The following is a 14887-nucleotide window of genomic DNA, read 5'->3' on the forward strand; positions in this document are numbered from 1 at the left end:
GAGGATATGGTATACTAACCGGTACTGATTATATTTTGATGAAGTCATGTGCAAGTGTGAAGCAATAAAGGAGGTGCCTTGATTCGGTGAATGAACATACGCGAAATGTGGAAGCGGCGGAACGGAAAGTGATCAAGCTCAGACTGGATGCCAATTTCTTTTTTGAGCGGGCTGTACGCTCATTAGACCGTTATCGTTATGACAAGGCATTGAAATATTTTCAAAAAGCCGTGGAATATGAACCTGAGAATCCGGTCAATCATTGCAATATGGCTGGGATTTTGTCAGAGATGGGGAATTATGCGGCGTCCAATCAAGTGCTGGAACAGATTCTAGATGAAGTCGACCCGATGATGGTCGAGTGTCATTTTTATATGGCAAACAATTATGCCAATATGGAGCAATTTGCCGAAGCAGAGCAGCAGCTATTGATCTATATGGCTGAGGATCGCGGAGGTCCTTTTGCTCACGAAGCGGAGGAACTGATGGAGCTGATCCATCATGAGCTGATGCGCAGCGGACAACAACCTCAACCCGCACCGGAGCAGCAGCTACAGGCAGATGTTGATGATCTGCATGAGGACGCGCGGCGATTGCTAGAGAATGGGCAGTTGGAGCAGGCATGTGAAGCGCTGAAGCAGGTGTTGATCCAGCAGCCAGAGCATGATGCCGCCCGCAATAATCTAGCAGTAACGTTACAGCATCTTGGGCAATTGTCACAGGCAGCAGAACAGATTCAGCAGATTCTGGAGCGCGATCCGCACAATTTGCATGCGCTGTGCAATCGTGCCATTCTGATGCAGGAATTGGGTCAGCTTGAACCGCTGCAATTGCAGATTATTACGCTGCGTCAATTGCGCCCGATGCATCAGGAGCATCTCTTGAAGCTAGCCATTACGATGGCGATGCTGGGCGAGCATGATATGGCATATCGGCATTTCCGCCGGTTGCTGAATCAGCAGCCGATGCGTCAGCATCAAGAACTGTATCATTATATGGCGGCAGCTGCCTGTTATGTGGGTAAATATGAGCAGGCAGAGCAAATTTGGCGCAATATGCTGCGGTTTGCACCAGAAGAGGAAGTGCCTGCCTTTTACGTCAATCATCTGGACGAATTGAAGCAGGGACAGCTGGAGCCATCGTATCGCTATGTACTGCCGCATGCACCGACATCGAAGTCGCTGCCTGCCGTTCAGGAGCAACATTCGATGGCAGGTGCTCCGCAATCGGTACGCTTGCTGCAAGTGTTGCAGCAGGGAACGGAAGACGAGCAGCTGGCAGCTCTGCAACAGTATCGGATGGATGACAACGCCGAAGTGCAGTATGCGCTGCGTGAGTATGTTAATAGGGAGCAGATTGCAGACTCGCTGCGTGCAGCGGCGGAGCGTTTATTGCGTCAATGGTCAGCTGCTCAGCAGTTACCGGATGATGGATTGATCGATGATCTGGATTCGGTACGAGCGTCGATGCCGATGTGGGATGAGCGCTGGCAGCAGGTGGTGGAGGAATTCCGCCGTTTATCGCCGCGCCGCCATGATAGCCGGATTGAACACGATGTTGAAGCGCTGTGGCTGGAATTTGTAAAACGCTCGTATCCTGAGCTACCGCGCCTGCATCATCCAGAAGGTTGGGCAGCGGCGTTGGATTATCTCGTCGCGCGCATTCGCCGTCAGCCATTGACGTATGCGGAAGTGGCGCACCGTTATGGCAGCACCATTTCGCTAACGAGTCGGTATGCTAGACGGATCAGTCGTCTCTGTCACGTACAGCAAAAAATTCATCCGCTTCATGCGGATAGCACCAGACCGATATAAATTGGTAAAAAGAGGGAAAGTGAGTGTACCATATACGTATTCCTGTTTTTCGTGAATATATCTAATTCAGGAAAGCAACCATTTTCAAGGAGGTTCTTATCACATGTATAAATCGATTATTATCGGAACAGGCCCTGCTGGGCTGACCGCTGCCATCTATCTGGCTCGTGCGAATATGGAGCCGTTGATTATTGAAGGGCTGCAACCAGGTGGTCAATTAACGACAACAACTGAAATCGAAAACTTTCCGGGCTTTACCGATGGAATCATGGGACCGGAATTGATGGATAATATGCGCAAGCAGGCAGAACGCTTTGGTGCCAAATTTAAATCTAGCTGGGTCGAAAAAGTAGATCTGTCCAAACGTCCCTTCAAGGTAACCGTCGAAGGTCTGGGCGAGCTGGAAACAGAATCGGTCATTATTTCTACCGGTGCATCTGCTAGATACCTTGGCATTCCGGGAGAGCAAGACAATATCGGTCGCGGCGTCAGCACATGTGCGACATGTGACGGATTCTTTTTCCGTAACAAAAAGCTGGTTGTGATCGGTGGCGGCGACTCCGCGATGGAGGAAGCTAGCTTCCTGACTCGTTTTGCAACCGAAGTAACGGTTGTAAACCGTCGCGATGAACTGCGTGCGTCCAAAATCATGCAGGATCGTGCACGCGAGAATCCAAAAATCAACTGGGCGCTGAATCGTAAGCCGCTCGAAGTGGTGGCTGGTGACTCTGGTCTGAAAGGGCTCAAAGTACTCAACAACGAAACCGGACAGGAAGAGCTGGTAGAAGCGGACGGCGTGTTCGTCGCAATCGGTCATACGCCGAATACCGGCTTCCTCGGTGGACAGATCAATACCGATGCTCACGGTTATATCGTCGTCACACCGGGCACAACGGAAACGAATATCCCAGGCGTATTTGCTTGCGGCGACGTACAGGATACGCGCTACCGTCAGGCGATCACCGCAGCAGGCAGCGGCTGTATGGCAGCGATGGACTGTGAGAAGTTCCTTGAAGGAACGATGGTACACGACTGGAGCGAAGCGCTGGATAAATAAGCAGACATAGCAGAGAAGGGAGCCACTAGAGGCTCCCTTTTTGCCGAGCTTCTTCAAGACAACAGACCCACGGGTTTCGCTTGACCTGAGAGGGTCATTCGCTTATAGTTGGATACGAACGTTTACATTTGGAAGTAAGCACAAGATACGGACAACATAGACACGGATAAACTTAAATTTTGAGTAGAAAAGGTGGCTCGGTCAAATGTCTGAGAATATTTACGTCGGCGTCGATCTTGGCGGCACTGCCATCAAGGTAGGCATTTGCAATCAGGAAGGAGAACTGCTTCACACCTACGAAGGCCCAACCGAAAAGGAAAAGGGCACGGAGACGGTTATCGACAATATCGTAAAATATGTGCGTTATATCGTCGAGCAGTCGCCTTATGAATGGGAACATGTTGTTGGTGTAGGAGCAGGCGTAGCCGGTTTTACCGATCTGCGTTCTGGAGTCATCCTGCTGGCGCCGAATATTGGATTCCGCGATGTACCGATCCGGGCCATCCTTGAAGACCGTTTAGGCAAAACGATCCGTATTGATAACGATGCCAACGTAGCAGCACTAGGCGAAGCTTGGAGTGGCGCAGGCAAAGGCGTAATGGACTGCGTATGCTATACGCTCGGTACGGGTGTTGGCGGCGGTATCATTATCAATGGCAAAATTTATCAAGGCTTCTCCGGTCTGGCAGGCGAAATCGGTCATATTTCGGTTGTGCCTGATCTGGAAGCGATTCAATGTGGCTGTGGCAAAGTCGGTTGTCTGGAAACTGTCTCTTCTGCAACCGGTATTATTCGGATGGCAGTGGAAGCGGTAGAACGTGGTGACCGTACAAGCCTGTCCAGCATCGAGAAGTTGACAGCGAAGGATATCTTCGACGCAGCGAAGGAAGGCGACGAAGTGAGTGTTCGCATCATCAACCGGGCTGCCTTTTATCTGGGCAAATCGATGGCTGCCATTGCGGCAACACTCAATCCAGAACGCTTTATCGTGGGCGGCGGTGTATCCAAAGCAGGCGACATTCTGTTTAACCAAATTCGTGAAGTATTCGCAGAACTGACACCAGAGCCATTGCAAAAAGGCGTAGAGATTATCCCTGCCAAACTTGGCAATGATGCTGGTATTGTCGGAGCAGCAGGCTTGCTGCTGCGCTAACTGCCTTTAGATTCAACGGTCTTGTGCCGATATAGATGATTCATACGTGAATTTAGCCATTGCGATATTCGAATGCGATGATACAGAGAGGGGACACAAGCATGAGCGTTAGCGAAAATTCAACCCAAGCCACCATGGTCATTATTACGGGGATGTCCGGTGCGGGCAAGACGATTGCTGTGCAAAGTCTGGAGGATCTAGGCTTCTTTTGCGTAGATAACCTGCCACCCGTGTTAATTCCCAAGTTTGCGGAGCTGATCGAACAATCGAACGGTAAAATTGGCAAAGTAGCACTGGTGATTGACCTACGCGGCCGCGAATTTTTCGCCGCCCTCTCCGAATCGCTGAGTTATCTGAAAAATCATGAAACGATTCATACAGAAATTCTGTTCCTTGATGCGGTAGACGCCGTGCTGGTGCAGCGTTACAAAGAAAGTCGTCGTCGCCATCCGTTAGCACCGGACGGCATGCCGCTGGATGGGATTCGCTTGGAGCGCAAAATGCTGGAGGAGCTGAAAACGTCGGCTACGCAGACGATTGATACCAGCACCAGTAAGCCTGTGAAGTTGAAAGAAATGATCATTTCTCGCTTTTCCCATCTAGAAACGAACCAACTGTCGATCAATATTACGTCGTTTGGCTTTAAGTACGGCATTCCGATTGATGCCGATCTGATCTTTGACGTGCGCTTTTTGCCCAATCCGCACTATATCGACACCTTGCGTCCGCATACCGGTCAGGATAGCGATGTGTACGAATATGTGATGAAATGGCCAGAAACGCAGACGTTTCTAACGAAGCTGTTGGATATGCTGCATTTTCTGATTCCTCAATACCGGAATGAAGGCAAAAGCCAGATTATTATCGGTATTGGCTGTACCGGTGGTAAGCACCGTTCGGTCGCTATTTCGGAATATCTGGGTCGCATGCTGGGAACGAGTGAAACCGAAACCGTCCGTGTCAGTCATCGAGATGCTGATCGTGATCGGCATTAAGGAGTGAAAGCTATGTCTATTTCACAACCAGGTTTGCCGGTGCTGCGCCCACGCATTGTCGTGATGGGCGGCGGCACCGGATTGTCTGTTATGCTGCGCGGTTTGAAAGAAAAGCCGCTAGATATTACAGCGATTGTAACGGTCGCTGATGATGGAGGCAGCTCAGGCATCCTGCGGGACGAATTAAAAATGCCGCCTCCGGGCGATATTCGAAACGTACTGACCGCACTGGCGGATGTGGAGCCGCTGCTGTCGGATATGCTCAAGTACCGTTTCCAAAAAGGCGAAGGTCTGGCGGGTCACAGTCTGGGCAATCTGATTCTGGCGGCGATGACCGATATTTCTGGTGATTTTGTAACGGCTGTTCGTGAGCTTAGCCGCGTGTTTGCTGTTCGTGGTGAGGTATTGCCTGCTGCGGAGCAAGCGGTAGTGCTGCATGCCGAAATGGAAGATGGCGAGATCGTAACCGGTGAGTCGAAGATTCCCGAAGCGGGCAAACGGATCAAGCGCATTTTTCTTGAACCGGACCACGTGGAGCCGTTGCCAGAGGCTGTTCAAGCGATTCAGCGTGCGGATGCGATTCTGATCGGTCCGGGCAGTCTGTATACCAGCTTGCTGCCGAATTTGCTCGTGCCTAAGCTGGCGGATGCGGTTCTCGCCTCTAATGCGCTACGTCTGTTCATCTGCAACGTGATGACACAGCCGGGCGAGACAGATGGCTATTCGGTCAGTGATCATCTGAATGCCATTTACGAACATGTCGGTCATCGGCTGTTTGATTATGTACTCGTGAACAACGAACCGATCCCACGCAAAGTGCAGAGAAAGTATGCCGAAAAGGGTGCCAAGCCCGTGCTGCTGGATCAAAAAGTAGTCGAAGACCTTGGATACAAAGTGGTAGCAGACAAAATGGTCATGTACGGAACGTATCTTCGTCATGATGCAGAGATGCTCAGCCATCATATTTATGACCAAGTGAAAAAACATATTTTAGCGAAAGGGTGAGTCCATTGTCATTTGCGGCACAGACCAAAAAGGAATTAACGATGATTGAAGCGGATGATTGCTGCGAATATGCAGAGTTATCAGCGTTGATCCGAATGAACGGTTCGGTGCAGGTATCCAACAAGAAGATCATATTGGATATTTCCACAGAAAATGCCGCAATTGCAAGAAGGATTTATTCCCTGATCAAAAAGCATTTTGCGGTCCATACCGAATTGCTAGTGCGCAAAAAGATGCGGCTGAAAAAGAACAACGTCTACATTGTGCGGATTCCCGCTGGTGTCCAAGAAATTCTGAGTCGGCTGAAGATTGTATCCGAGGGCTTTATGTTCACGCCCGGCATCAATAAGGATATGGTTAGCAAAAATTGTTGCAAACGCGCGTACTTGCGCGGTGCCTTTATGGCAGGCGGTTCGGTGAACAACCCCGAAGGCTCCTCCTATCATCTGGAGATTGCCTCCATGTATGAAGAGCAATGCCAGGCGCTCGTTGATCTGGCGAATGAATTTCAATTGAATGCACGCTGCATTGAACGTAAAAAAGGCTTTATCCTGTATATCAAGGAAGGCGAGAAGATTATCGAATTCCTTAGCATCATCGGTGCGCATCAGGCATTATTCAAATTTGAGGACGTGCGTATCATGCGTGATATGCGCAACTCGGTCAACCGAATTGTCAATTGCGAAACCGCCAACCTGAACAAAACGATCGGTGCGGCAGTGCGCCAGATCGATAATATCCGTCTGCTTCAGCGTCATCTTGGTTTGGAACAGCTGCCGGACAAACTGCGTGAGGTCGCCGAAATCCGGTTGGCACATCCCGATATGAACCTGAAGGAAGTGGGCGAAATGCTCAAGGGCGGCGTCAGCAAGTCCGGCGTCAACCATCGTCTGCGTAAGATCGACGAGCTCGCTGAGAAAGTACGCGGCGAACATCTCGCTTAAAATATCTATAATGCGTAATGATGCTTTATTTTTTTCTGCTAAAGCGCATGTTATAATAATGTAGTATGATGAATAAGTGTCAATATACCAGGCATCAGTGTAGTAAACTTATAAATCGCAATGAATACGTATTGTAGGGGGTAATAATCACATGATCAAACACCCGGTAGTGGTTCGTCTGAAAACGGGATTGCACGCAAGACCTGCGGCACTGTTTGTACAGGAAGCAAATAAATATTCTTCCGAGATTTTCGTGGAGAAGGATGACAAAAAAGTAAATGCGAAGAGCATCATGGGCATCATGAGTCTGGCAATCAGCTCCGGTACTGAAGTATACATCAGTGCAGAAGGTGCGGATGCAGAATCAGCTGTAAACGCTTTAGTTGGACTGGTTAGCAAAGAAGAACTGGAAAACCAATAAAAAGCCCCTCATGATGTCATGAAGGGCAGAGCCGTCACCGATTAGGGTGGCGGTTTTTGGTATGTTTGTATGAGTGGAATAGTGGATGACGCTGTGGTGCGGAGGGAAATTCCGTCTGCTGCTATTCGAGAAAGACGCCTTTTTTAGCAAAGTTTAGTGTCAGCTGAGACGCATTCCATGAGCTTTGATACCCGAATCCATCACGCAACACTGCGAACGGCACATACATACGACCTTTGATAATTTGGGCATTCGGTCCATTCCATTGATGATTGTTCAGTCGAACCGTGACACCGGATGGACCGGTAATCATATCGATCTGATCATCATTTTGAAGTAGAGTGTATGTTTTAACGGCAGCTTCATAACGCAACGTAACACCAATCGAGTCACGCAGCAGCACTACCGGAATCATTGTATTTCCATTGACGAGCAAACCGTTCTGCGGAAGGCGGGTGCCATTCCATTCCAGTTTGACCTCACGAAATGCCGGTGTTGTCGGCGGTGTGGTTGTGGTGGACGATGCCGCTGGCGCAGAAGATGCAGCTGCTGCATTCACTGGTTGTACCGTACAAATGGTGCACAACACCAGAATACTTGCCATAAGCAAAATGGAGTTCCGTAGACGCTTTTTATTCAACATGGTGACGCTCCCCTCTTTCTAATATCCCTGACCCTCCGTCGTTGCTACGCATAGTGGCTGGCTTCGACAGCACGGGATGGCTTTAAAATGTAAACATGGTAATATCGATCTTGACGAAATAGCAGAATCAACGTTCTATACCATCATGAACCCCCTGTAAACGTGGCTTACTCCCTAGAACTGCAACCAGTAGACTCTTCTCTTTTATATACCCCGAATCCGGCGAAAGTGTTGCAACATTACACCAATGTCGGGCGTTTACTAAGTACAAACGCGAAAGGGTGAGTAACAATGAAAAGAAAACAATCACTGGCTTCCATACTTCTGGCAGGTGCATTATTGACAGGTGTGGCGGTAAGCGTAGCACTGCCGACAACTTCCGTATATGCAGCGGAAACGACACAGACAGCAAGCGCAACAGGCGTGATCAATGTGAGCGGAAACGGCAAAATCACAGTGAAACCGGATATCGCTTATGTGTCGATTGGCGTGGAGACTACGGCTACCACTGCCGCCAAAGCACAAGCGGAAACCGCTCAGAAAATGAGCAAGCTGAATACGCTTTTGAAAAATACGTGGTCGATCTCACAAGCAGATATTCAAACTGTTCAGTTCTATGTACAGCCTAACTACAATTATAACGACAAAGACGGGCAAAAAGTTACAGGCTATACGGCATATCATACGCTGCAAGTCAGCTATCGCAATTTGGATAAACTCGGTCAGCTGCTGGACGATGCATCCAAAGCCGGTGCCAACAATCTAGGCTCCGTCAGCTTCGGTATCGAGAATCCACAAACCTATCAAGATCAAGTGATGTCCAAAGCAGTCAATGATGCGGCATCTAAAGCTAGCGCCATCGCCAAAGCAGCCAATCGTACACTAGGCGAACTGCTGTCCATTAGCGAGCAGGGAACCAGCACGCCTCCGGTTGTACTGGAACAAGCGATGACTGCCAAAAGCAGTAGTGCAGACGCCGGGACATCGATCGAACCGGGAACGGTGGAGCTGGACGCAACATTAAATGTACAATACGCGATGAAGTAAACAAAAATCAACTTCAGCGCATTCAGCGATTTGAAGTGATATTTCAAAATTGTAAGAACTGATTCAGCGGTTTGTACGCATGTTCAGCCGAACACTCCTACTATAACGATGACACCGTCAAAAAAGTGTAAACCTATGGAAAGTTACAGGTATATACGGAAATAACGGCCACATCGTTTCAGTATACGCTCTGTTTACCAAACCGCGTATATCCGAAAAATGGAAACTTTCTGTTGACAGCAGCATCCACTGACGACAGAAAGTTTCTTTACATTTTTCTTACTTTTGGCTTCATTGACGTGACTATGTTGTCATTCCGTTTTAAGACGTTTGTAAATTACATAGCATGTAATGGGTATATACTGATATACGTTGTCATGGACTTACAAAACAGGGAGAGATCATTTATGAACAAATTTTACAAGCTTAATAACACTACACATTTGAAAAAGCTAGCAGCGATTGTGCTGGCGAGCAGTCTGGCTGCTGTGGGAACCGTAGCCGTTCTGCCGGGGAACGCCACCGTCGCTCAAGCCGCAACAACAAGTACTACTGCGTCCAAATCGGCGATTCATGTCCAAGTAGAAGGCAAAGCTGTTGCTACTCAAGGCATGTTGAGCAAAACAGGCAAAACACTTGTACCGCTCAAAGATGCTGCCAAAGCATTCGGCGCATCGGTCACCTACGATGCCAAAACACATAGTGTCATTGTAAAAAAAGGAAAATTGTCAGCCACATATCAGGTGTATAGCGGTTCCGACGATAATAGCGTATACGTTTCCTTCAATGGCGGTACAGTCGGCGATAACTACGACGGTCAAGTGGTGAAAGGTGTATCGTATGTGGAGATCAAAGCATTGTCCGAGCCATTCGGCTATCGTGCGCTTTGGAATAATGCAACTCGTACCGTGAATCTGACGCAAGCAGGTATGAACGATGTAACGGTAACACCAACGACATTGAACGCCAAAGCTGGCAATGACTACACCGATATTAGCATCGTGTATCCGGTTGTTTCCGGTCTGGACAATGCTACAGCACAAACAGCGATCAACAAAGCGCTGAAAGCACATTTTGACCAATACCTTGCTGCTGTTCAAAAGCAAGCCAAAGAGTTGGGAGCACCAACAAGCAAAAATATGCGTTATGAGATTGATGGTGGCTACAAAATGACGTACAACCAAAACGGTGTCATTAGCTTCCTGCTAACCGATTATCAATATCTGGGCGGCGCACATGGTGATGATGTGCTGACAGGTATGACCTTCTCGCTCAAAGACGGCAAGCTGCTCAAGCTAGATGACCTACTGAAATCCAATACCAACTATCGCCAAGATCTGAAAAAGCTGCTGCAAGCCGATATTCGCAAGCATGCTGACGATATGGGCGTTTCGCTGGAACAGTTCAACGATCTGAGCAAAAGCTCCAGCAAGTATCTTGAGAATTTCTACCTGACTGCTAGCGGCTTCAATGTATTTTTCCAAAAATACGATATTGCTCCGGGTGCAGCAGGCAATCCCGAATTTGAATTCACGTTCAGCCAGCTGCTGAAATCCGGCAGCAATCCGCTGAGTTCATATAAATAACGTAATCAACTGATTCACATGTTCCGTCGTTCGTCTTCGTTTGCATCACCAATCGTGCATCTGCCTGCACGACAATAACATCCTGATTTGACCTGTGCCTCTTATTTGTAAGAATAGAGGCACAGGTTCTTTTTTTATGGCTTCTGGTATCTAGGGATAGAGTCGGTTATTGCTTCTTTACATTTTTATTACTTTTTATGTATAGACTATGACTATATTGTCAATGGGTTTTAAGAGGTTTGTCAATCATAGGGTTGTTATTCTTACTATACTGATAAAGGCTCAAATACATTCTAACCAATAGAACAGGGAGAGACAATTATGAACAAAACATACAAGCTGAATCATACAGGATATTTGAAAAAACTAGCAGCCCTTGTGCTGGCGAGCAGTCTAGCTGCTGTAGGAACGGTGGCTACTCTGCCAGGAAATACACCTGTTGTTCAAGCAGCTGCGGCAAACAACAGTATGGCGAAGTCCGCTATATACATACAAGTAGAAGGCAAGGCGATTCAGGGGCAAGGATTGACTAGCACAACGGGCAAACTAATGGTGCCTTTAAAAGAGGTCGCCAAAGCGATGGGTGCTTCTATTACTTACGATGCGAAGACACATGATATTACCGTGAAAAAACAAAAGGTGGCGGCGAAGTACAACGTGTACAGTCAGACCAAAGGAAACAAAGTAACCGCCGATGCACAAGATGGCGCCTATGTATATTTTAATGGCGGAGCGACGGGTGACAGCTATGACGGTCAGGTGATCAAAGGCGTAGCATATGTCCAAGTCCAAGCAGTATCGGAGCTGTTCGGTTATCGTTCCGTTTGGAACCATGCGACTCATACCGTTAATCTGACACAAGCCGCAATGAATAACGTAACGATTACCCCAACCTCATTAAAAGGGAATATTGATCATAAGCCGACAACACTCAATATTCTGTATCCTGTTGTATCCGGTCTCGATAATCTAGAGGCACAAGCATCCATCAACAAAGCATTGAAAGCATACTTTGACGATCTGATCACTTCCGCTCAAACGTACGCGAAGGAAATTAACACAGATGCTAGCCTAACAGAACTCAAAAAAACTCCGTTTGAGATTGATGGTGGCTACAAAGTGACCTACAACCAGAATGGGGTTATCAGCTTTATGCTGACTGATTATGTATATCTGGGCGGTGCGCATGGTGATACCAGTCCAGAAGGCATGACCTTCTCACTCCAAGACGGCAAGCTGCTCAAGCTAGATGACCTACTGAAATCCAATACCAACTATCGTCAAGATCTGAAAAAACTGCTGCAAGCAGACATTCGCAAGCATGCTGACGATATGGGCGTTTCACTGGAGCAATTCAATGATCGCTACAAAAACTCCAGCACCTATCTGGACAATTTTTACCTGAATGATAGCGGATTTGATGTATTTTTCCAAACATATGATATTTCACCGGGTGCAGCAGGTAATCCGAAGTTCTCGTATACATTCAACCAGCTGTTAAAATCCGGTAGCAATCCGTTTGGCTTCATCCAATAAGCATAGGAGAGAACAACGATGAACCCCTCAAATACAATGAAATCTACAACCTATTGGAAAAAGCTATCTGCGCTGATGTTGGCGAGTAGTCTGACTGTTGTCGGAACCGTAGCCTTTCTGCCGAGCAATGTCTCTGTCGCGCAAGCAGCCATTTCAAGTACGCATCGTTCTACATCTGCTATTCAGGTGCAGGTGGAAGGCAAGGCAGTGCATACGCAAGGGATGTTAAGCCATACAGGCAAGCTGCTCGTACCTCTCAAAGATGTAGCCAAAGCAACCGGCGCATCGGTCACCTATAACGCCAAGACACATATCATAAGCGTGAAACAAGGTGAGCTGTTGGCGACGTATGAAGTGTATAGTGGGACGGGTGATGATGGCGTATACGTTTCTTTTAACGGTGGGACCGTAGGCGACGCATATGAATCACAGATCATCAAGGGTTTGTCGTATGTTGATATCAAAGCATTGTCCGAAACGTTCGGATATCGCGCCTTGTGGAGTCATACGAATCGTACGGTCAATTTGACCAAAGATGGCGTGAATCAGGTAGCCGTCACGCCCACCACCTTGAACACCCTATCCACTAATAGCAATCTCATTATCCATATGGTGTACCCTGTCGTTTCCGGTTTAGACAATGCCGCAGCACAAGCATCTATCAACCAAGCGCTCAAAGATCACTACGACCAGTTTTTGTCGGCAATGCTGAAGCAAACCCATCCATCGGGCGCATCAGCTAAGATGGATGAGAGCGCTGAGATCGATGGCGGCTACAAAGTAACGTATAATCAGAATGGAGTCATCAGCTTTCTGCTAACCAATTATCTGCTCAATGGCAGTGCAAAAGGCGATGATACACTGACAGGCATGACCTTCTCGCTCAAGGATGGCAAGCTGATCCAACTAGACGACATATTGAAATCCAACCCCAACTATCGCCACGATCTGAAAAAGCTGCTGCAAGATGATATCCGCAAGCATGGCGACGAAATGATGGTTTCGTTGAAGCAATTCAACCAGTTAAGCACAAGCTCTAGCGACTATTTGAACAACTTCTATCTGACGGATCAAGGCTTTACCGTGTGTTTCTCCAAATATGCTATTGGACCGGGAGCTGCGGGTCATCCTGAGTTTGCATTTACCTTCCGTCAACTGCTGAAATCGGGGAATCCACTGCGCTCCTATTCATAATGTCACTCACTGATTCACATATTCTGTTGTTCGTTCACTTTTGCATCACGAATTGTGCATTTGCCTATACGACAATCACCTCCTGACTTAGCCTGTCGCGCATCTTTGCCAGAGGTGCGCGGACAGGCTTTTTTTAGCTTTTGATGCTCATTGGTGACTATGTTGTTACCGTGTTTTAAGAAGTTTTTAAATTACCAACCATGTACTGTCTATATACTGAATGGATGTTGCAATCGACTTATTGAACAAGGAGAGAGATTCATGGACCAATCATACAAGCTCAAACAGACAGGCTATATTCAAAAGATAGCCGCACTCGTATTGGCAAGCAGTCTGGCTGCTGCGGGAACAATCGCCATTCTGCCAAGCAATGCTTTTGCTGCTCAAGCAGCGACAACAAGTACATCGAGTAACACGAGCACGACCCAATCAGTTATTGCTATACAGGTGAATGGCAAAGCAATCCGTGCCTCAGCCATACGAAGCAAAGCGGGAAACACGCTAGTACCACTCAAAGATACACTCAGAGCGATGGGCTATACATTAAGCTATAGCAGCAGAACCCAAATGATCACTGCGACCAAAGGGAAAACATCTGCTACCTATGATCTGCATAATCCACTTAGCTCCGGTGACGACGGCGTATATGTTAGCTTTAACAACGGACTGTTCGGTGAACATTACGATTCCAAAATCGTCAAAGGCGTCGCGTATGTACAGGCGCAAGCATTAGCAGAGCCATTTAACTATCTCGTCCTTTCGAGTCATAACAATCGGACGATCAATCTGACACAAGCAGGGATGAACGATATTACGGTAACGCCGACTGCGTTAACCTCCAAAGTCAGCAATGCTAATGCGTCGATTGATATCACCTATCCGGTCATTACTGGTCTGGACAATACTGCTGTCCAAACAGCGATCAATCACCAATTGAAAGATTATTTTCAACAATTTCTGACGAAGCATCAAAAGAAAATCAAAGCGCTTGGTTCTTCTGTATCCAAGGAGAATCGTTACGATGTGATCAGCGGTTATCGCATGACGTATAACCAGAATGGTATTGTCAGCTTTATATTGAGCAATAATCAATTTTTGGGCAATACACAGGGCGATGTTTTGATGGCAAGTATGAATTTTTCTCTGCGTGACGGCAAATTGATTCCACTGGATGATTTGCTAACATCCAATGCCAATTATGAGCAGACATTGAAAACGCTGATCCAGAAGGAGATTCGCAAATCTACCGATTCTCCTAATGATTCCTTGAAAAAGTTTAATGCGCTGAGTGCCACATCAAATGAGTATATGAATAACTATTATCTGACAGACAGCGGCTTCCATATCTTTTTCCAAATCACGGATATTACATCTGGTATGACTGGCAATCCCGACTTCGGATTTACGTTCAATCAAGTCCTGCCATCCGGCACCAATCCGTTGAACGCATATAAATAATCCTGCTTCATCATATAATATGCGCCTTTCGTAT

At 47.4% G+C, this 14887-nt stretch carries 13 protein-coding genes; 12 read left to right on the top strand and 1 reads right to left on the bottom strand.

Going from position 1 to position 14887, the window contains the following annotated elements; genetic code table 11:
• Nucleotides 1-86 precede the first annotated feature (86 nt).
• From ABXR35_RS13945 to ABXR35_RS13975, 7 genes are all read left to right on the top strand, one after another.
• Nucleotides 87-1814 carry a tetratricopeptide repeat protein gene (locus tag ABXR35_RS13945; RefSeq protein WP_367061559.1) on the top strand — a complete coding sequence of 576 codons (1728 nt, stop codon included), beginning with the start codon at nucleotides 87-89 and terminating at the stop codon, nucleotides 1812-1814.
• A 103-nt stretch (nucleotides 1815-1917) separates the two neighbouring features.
• Nucleotides 1918-2871: a thioredoxin-disulfide reductase gene (gene trxB / locus ABXR35_RS13950; protein ID WP_367061562.1), complete on the top strand. Its 954-nt coding sequence runs from the start codon at nucleotides 1918-1920 to the stop codon at nucleotides 2869-2871.
• Nucleotides 2872-3076: 205 nt separating this feature from the next.
• Nucleotides 3077-4024, top strand: a complete 948-nt coding sequence (locus tag ABXR35_RS13955; protein ID WP_367061565.1) for an ROK family glucokinase — start codon at nucleotides 3077-3079, stop codon at nucleotides 4022-4024.
• A 101-nt stretch (nucleotides 4025-4125) separates the two neighbouring features.
• Entirely contained in the window at nucleotides 4126-5019 is an 894-nt protein-coding gene (gene rapZ, locus ABXR35_RS13960) for an RNase adapter RapZ (RefSeq protein ID WP_367061568.1), read from the top strand.
• Nucleotides 5020-5031: 12 nt separating this feature from the next.
• A complete protein-coding gene (locus ABXR35_RS13965) occupies nucleotides 5032-6024 on the top strand; it encodes a gluconeogenesis factor YvcK family protein (RefSeq protein WP_367061571.1) in 993 nt (330 codons plus the stop codon).
• A gap of 5 nt (nucleotides 6025-6029) precedes the next feature.
• Nucleotides 6030-6968, top strand: a complete 939-nt coding sequence (gene whiA / locus ABXR35_RS13970) for a DNA-binding protein WhiA (RefSeq protein WP_367061574.1) — start codon at nucleotides 6030-6032, stop codon at nucleotides 6966-6968.
• 151 nt (nucleotides 6969-7119) lie between these two features.
• On the top strand, nucleotides 7120-7389 hold the full coding sequence (locus ABXR35_RS13975; RefSeq protein ID WP_188778021.1) for an HPr family phosphocarrier protein: 270 nt from the start codon (nucleotides 7120-7122) through the stop codon (nucleotides 7387-7389).
• A 121-nt stretch (nucleotides 7390-7510) separates the two neighbouring features.
• On the opposite strand, the gene ABXR35_RS13980 is transcribed toward ABXR35_RS13975, so the two are convergent.
• Nucleotides 7511-8032: a stalk domain-containing protein gene (locus ABXR35_RS13980; RefSeq protein ID WP_367061578.1), complete on the bottom strand. Its 522-nt coding sequence runs from the start codon at nucleotides 8030-8032 to the stop codon at nucleotides 7511-7513.
• Nucleotides 8033-8323: 291 nt separating this feature from the next.
• Here ABXR35_RS13980 and ABXR35_RS13985 point away from each other — a divergent pair, with 291 nt between their 5' ends.
• From ABXR35_RS13985 to ABXR35_RS14005, 5 genes are all read left to right on the top strand, one after another.
• Nucleotides 8324-9079, top strand: a complete 756-nt coding sequence (locus tag ABXR35_RS13985) for an SIMPL domain-containing protein (protein ID WP_367061580.1) — start codon at nucleotides 8324-8326, stop codon at nucleotides 9077-9079.
• Nucleotides 9080-9486: 407 nt separating this feature from the next.
• A complete protein-coding gene (locus tag ABXR35_RS13990; protein ID WP_367061583.1) occupies nucleotides 9487-10665 on the top strand; it encodes a PdaC/SigV domain-containing protein in 1179 nt (392 codons plus the stop codon).
• Nucleotides 10666-10986: 321 nt separating this feature from the next.
• Nucleotides 10987-12201: a PdaC/SigV domain-containing protein gene (locus ABXR35_RS13995; RefSeq protein WP_367061586.1), complete on the top strand. Its 1215-nt coding sequence runs from the start codon at nucleotides 10987-10989 to the stop codon at nucleotides 12199-12201.
• Between the two features lie 18 nt (nucleotides 12202-12219).
• Nucleotides 12220-13395 (top strand): stalk domain-containing protein, encoded by a 1176-nt coding sequence (locus ABXR35_RS14000; protein WP_367061589.1) that lies wholly within the window; start codon nucleotides 12220-12222, stop codon nucleotides 13393-13395.
• A 261-nt stretch (nucleotides 13396-13656) separates the two neighbouring features.
• A complete protein-coding gene (locus ABXR35_RS14005) occupies nucleotides 13657-14853 on the top strand; it encodes a PdaC/SigV domain-containing protein (protein WP_367061591.1) in 1197 nt (398 codons plus the stop codon).
• Nucleotides 14854-14887: the final 34 nt, after the last annotated feature.

It is taken from the genome of Paenibacillus sp. JQZ6Y-1, assembly GCF_040719145.1.
GTDB classification, from domain to species: domain Bacteria; phylum Bacillota; class Bacilli; order Paenibacillales; family Paenibacillaceae; genus Saccharibacillus; species Saccharibacillus kandeliae.

Excerpts from the sequence above, each read along its gene's own strand:
- trxB (WP_367061562.1), top strand. The coding sequence starts at position 1,918 with ATGTATAAATCGATTATTATCGGAACAGGCCCTGCTGGGCTGACCGCT.
- ABXR35_RS13955 (WP_367061565.1), top strand. The coding sequence starts at position 3,077 with ATGTCTGAGAATATTTACGTCGGCGTCGATCTTGGCGGCACTGCCATC.
- rapZ (WP_367061568.1), top strand. The coding sequence starts at position 4,126 with ATGAGCGTTAGCGAAAATTCAACCCAAGCCACCATGGTCATTATTACG.
- ABXR35_RS13965 (WP_367061571.1), top strand. The coding sequence starts at position 5,032 with ATGTCTATTTCACAACCAGGTTTGCCGGTGCTGCGCCCACGCATTGTC.
- ABXR35_RS13975 (WP_188778021.1), top strand. The coding sequence starts at position 7,120 with ATGATCAAACACCCGGTAGTGGTTCGTCTGAAAACGGGATTGCACGCA.
- ABXR35_RS13980 (WP_367061578.1), bottom strand. The coding sequence starts at position 8,032 with ATGTTGAATAAAAAGCGTCTACGGAACTCCATTTTGCTTATGGCAAGT.
- ABXR35_RS13985 (WP_367061580.1), top strand. The coding sequence starts at position 8,324 with ATGAAAAGAAAACAATCACTGGCTTCCATACTTCTGGCAGGTGCATTA.
- ABXR35_RS13990 (WP_367061583.1), top strand. The coding sequence starts at position 9,487 with ATGAACAAATTTTACAAGCTTAATAACACTACACATTTGAAAAAGCTA.
- ABXR35_RS13995 (WP_367061586.1), top strand. The coding sequence starts at position 10,987 with ATGAACAAAACATACAAGCTGAATCATACAGGATATTTGAAAAAACTA.
- ABXR35_RS14000 (WP_367061589.1), top strand. The coding sequence starts at position 12,220 with ATGAACCCCTCAAATACAATGAAATCTACAACCTATTGGAAAAAGCTA.
- ABXR35_RS14005 (WP_367061591.1), top strand. The coding sequence starts at position 13,657 with ATGGACCAATCATACAAGCTCAAACAGACAGGCTATATTCAAAAGATA.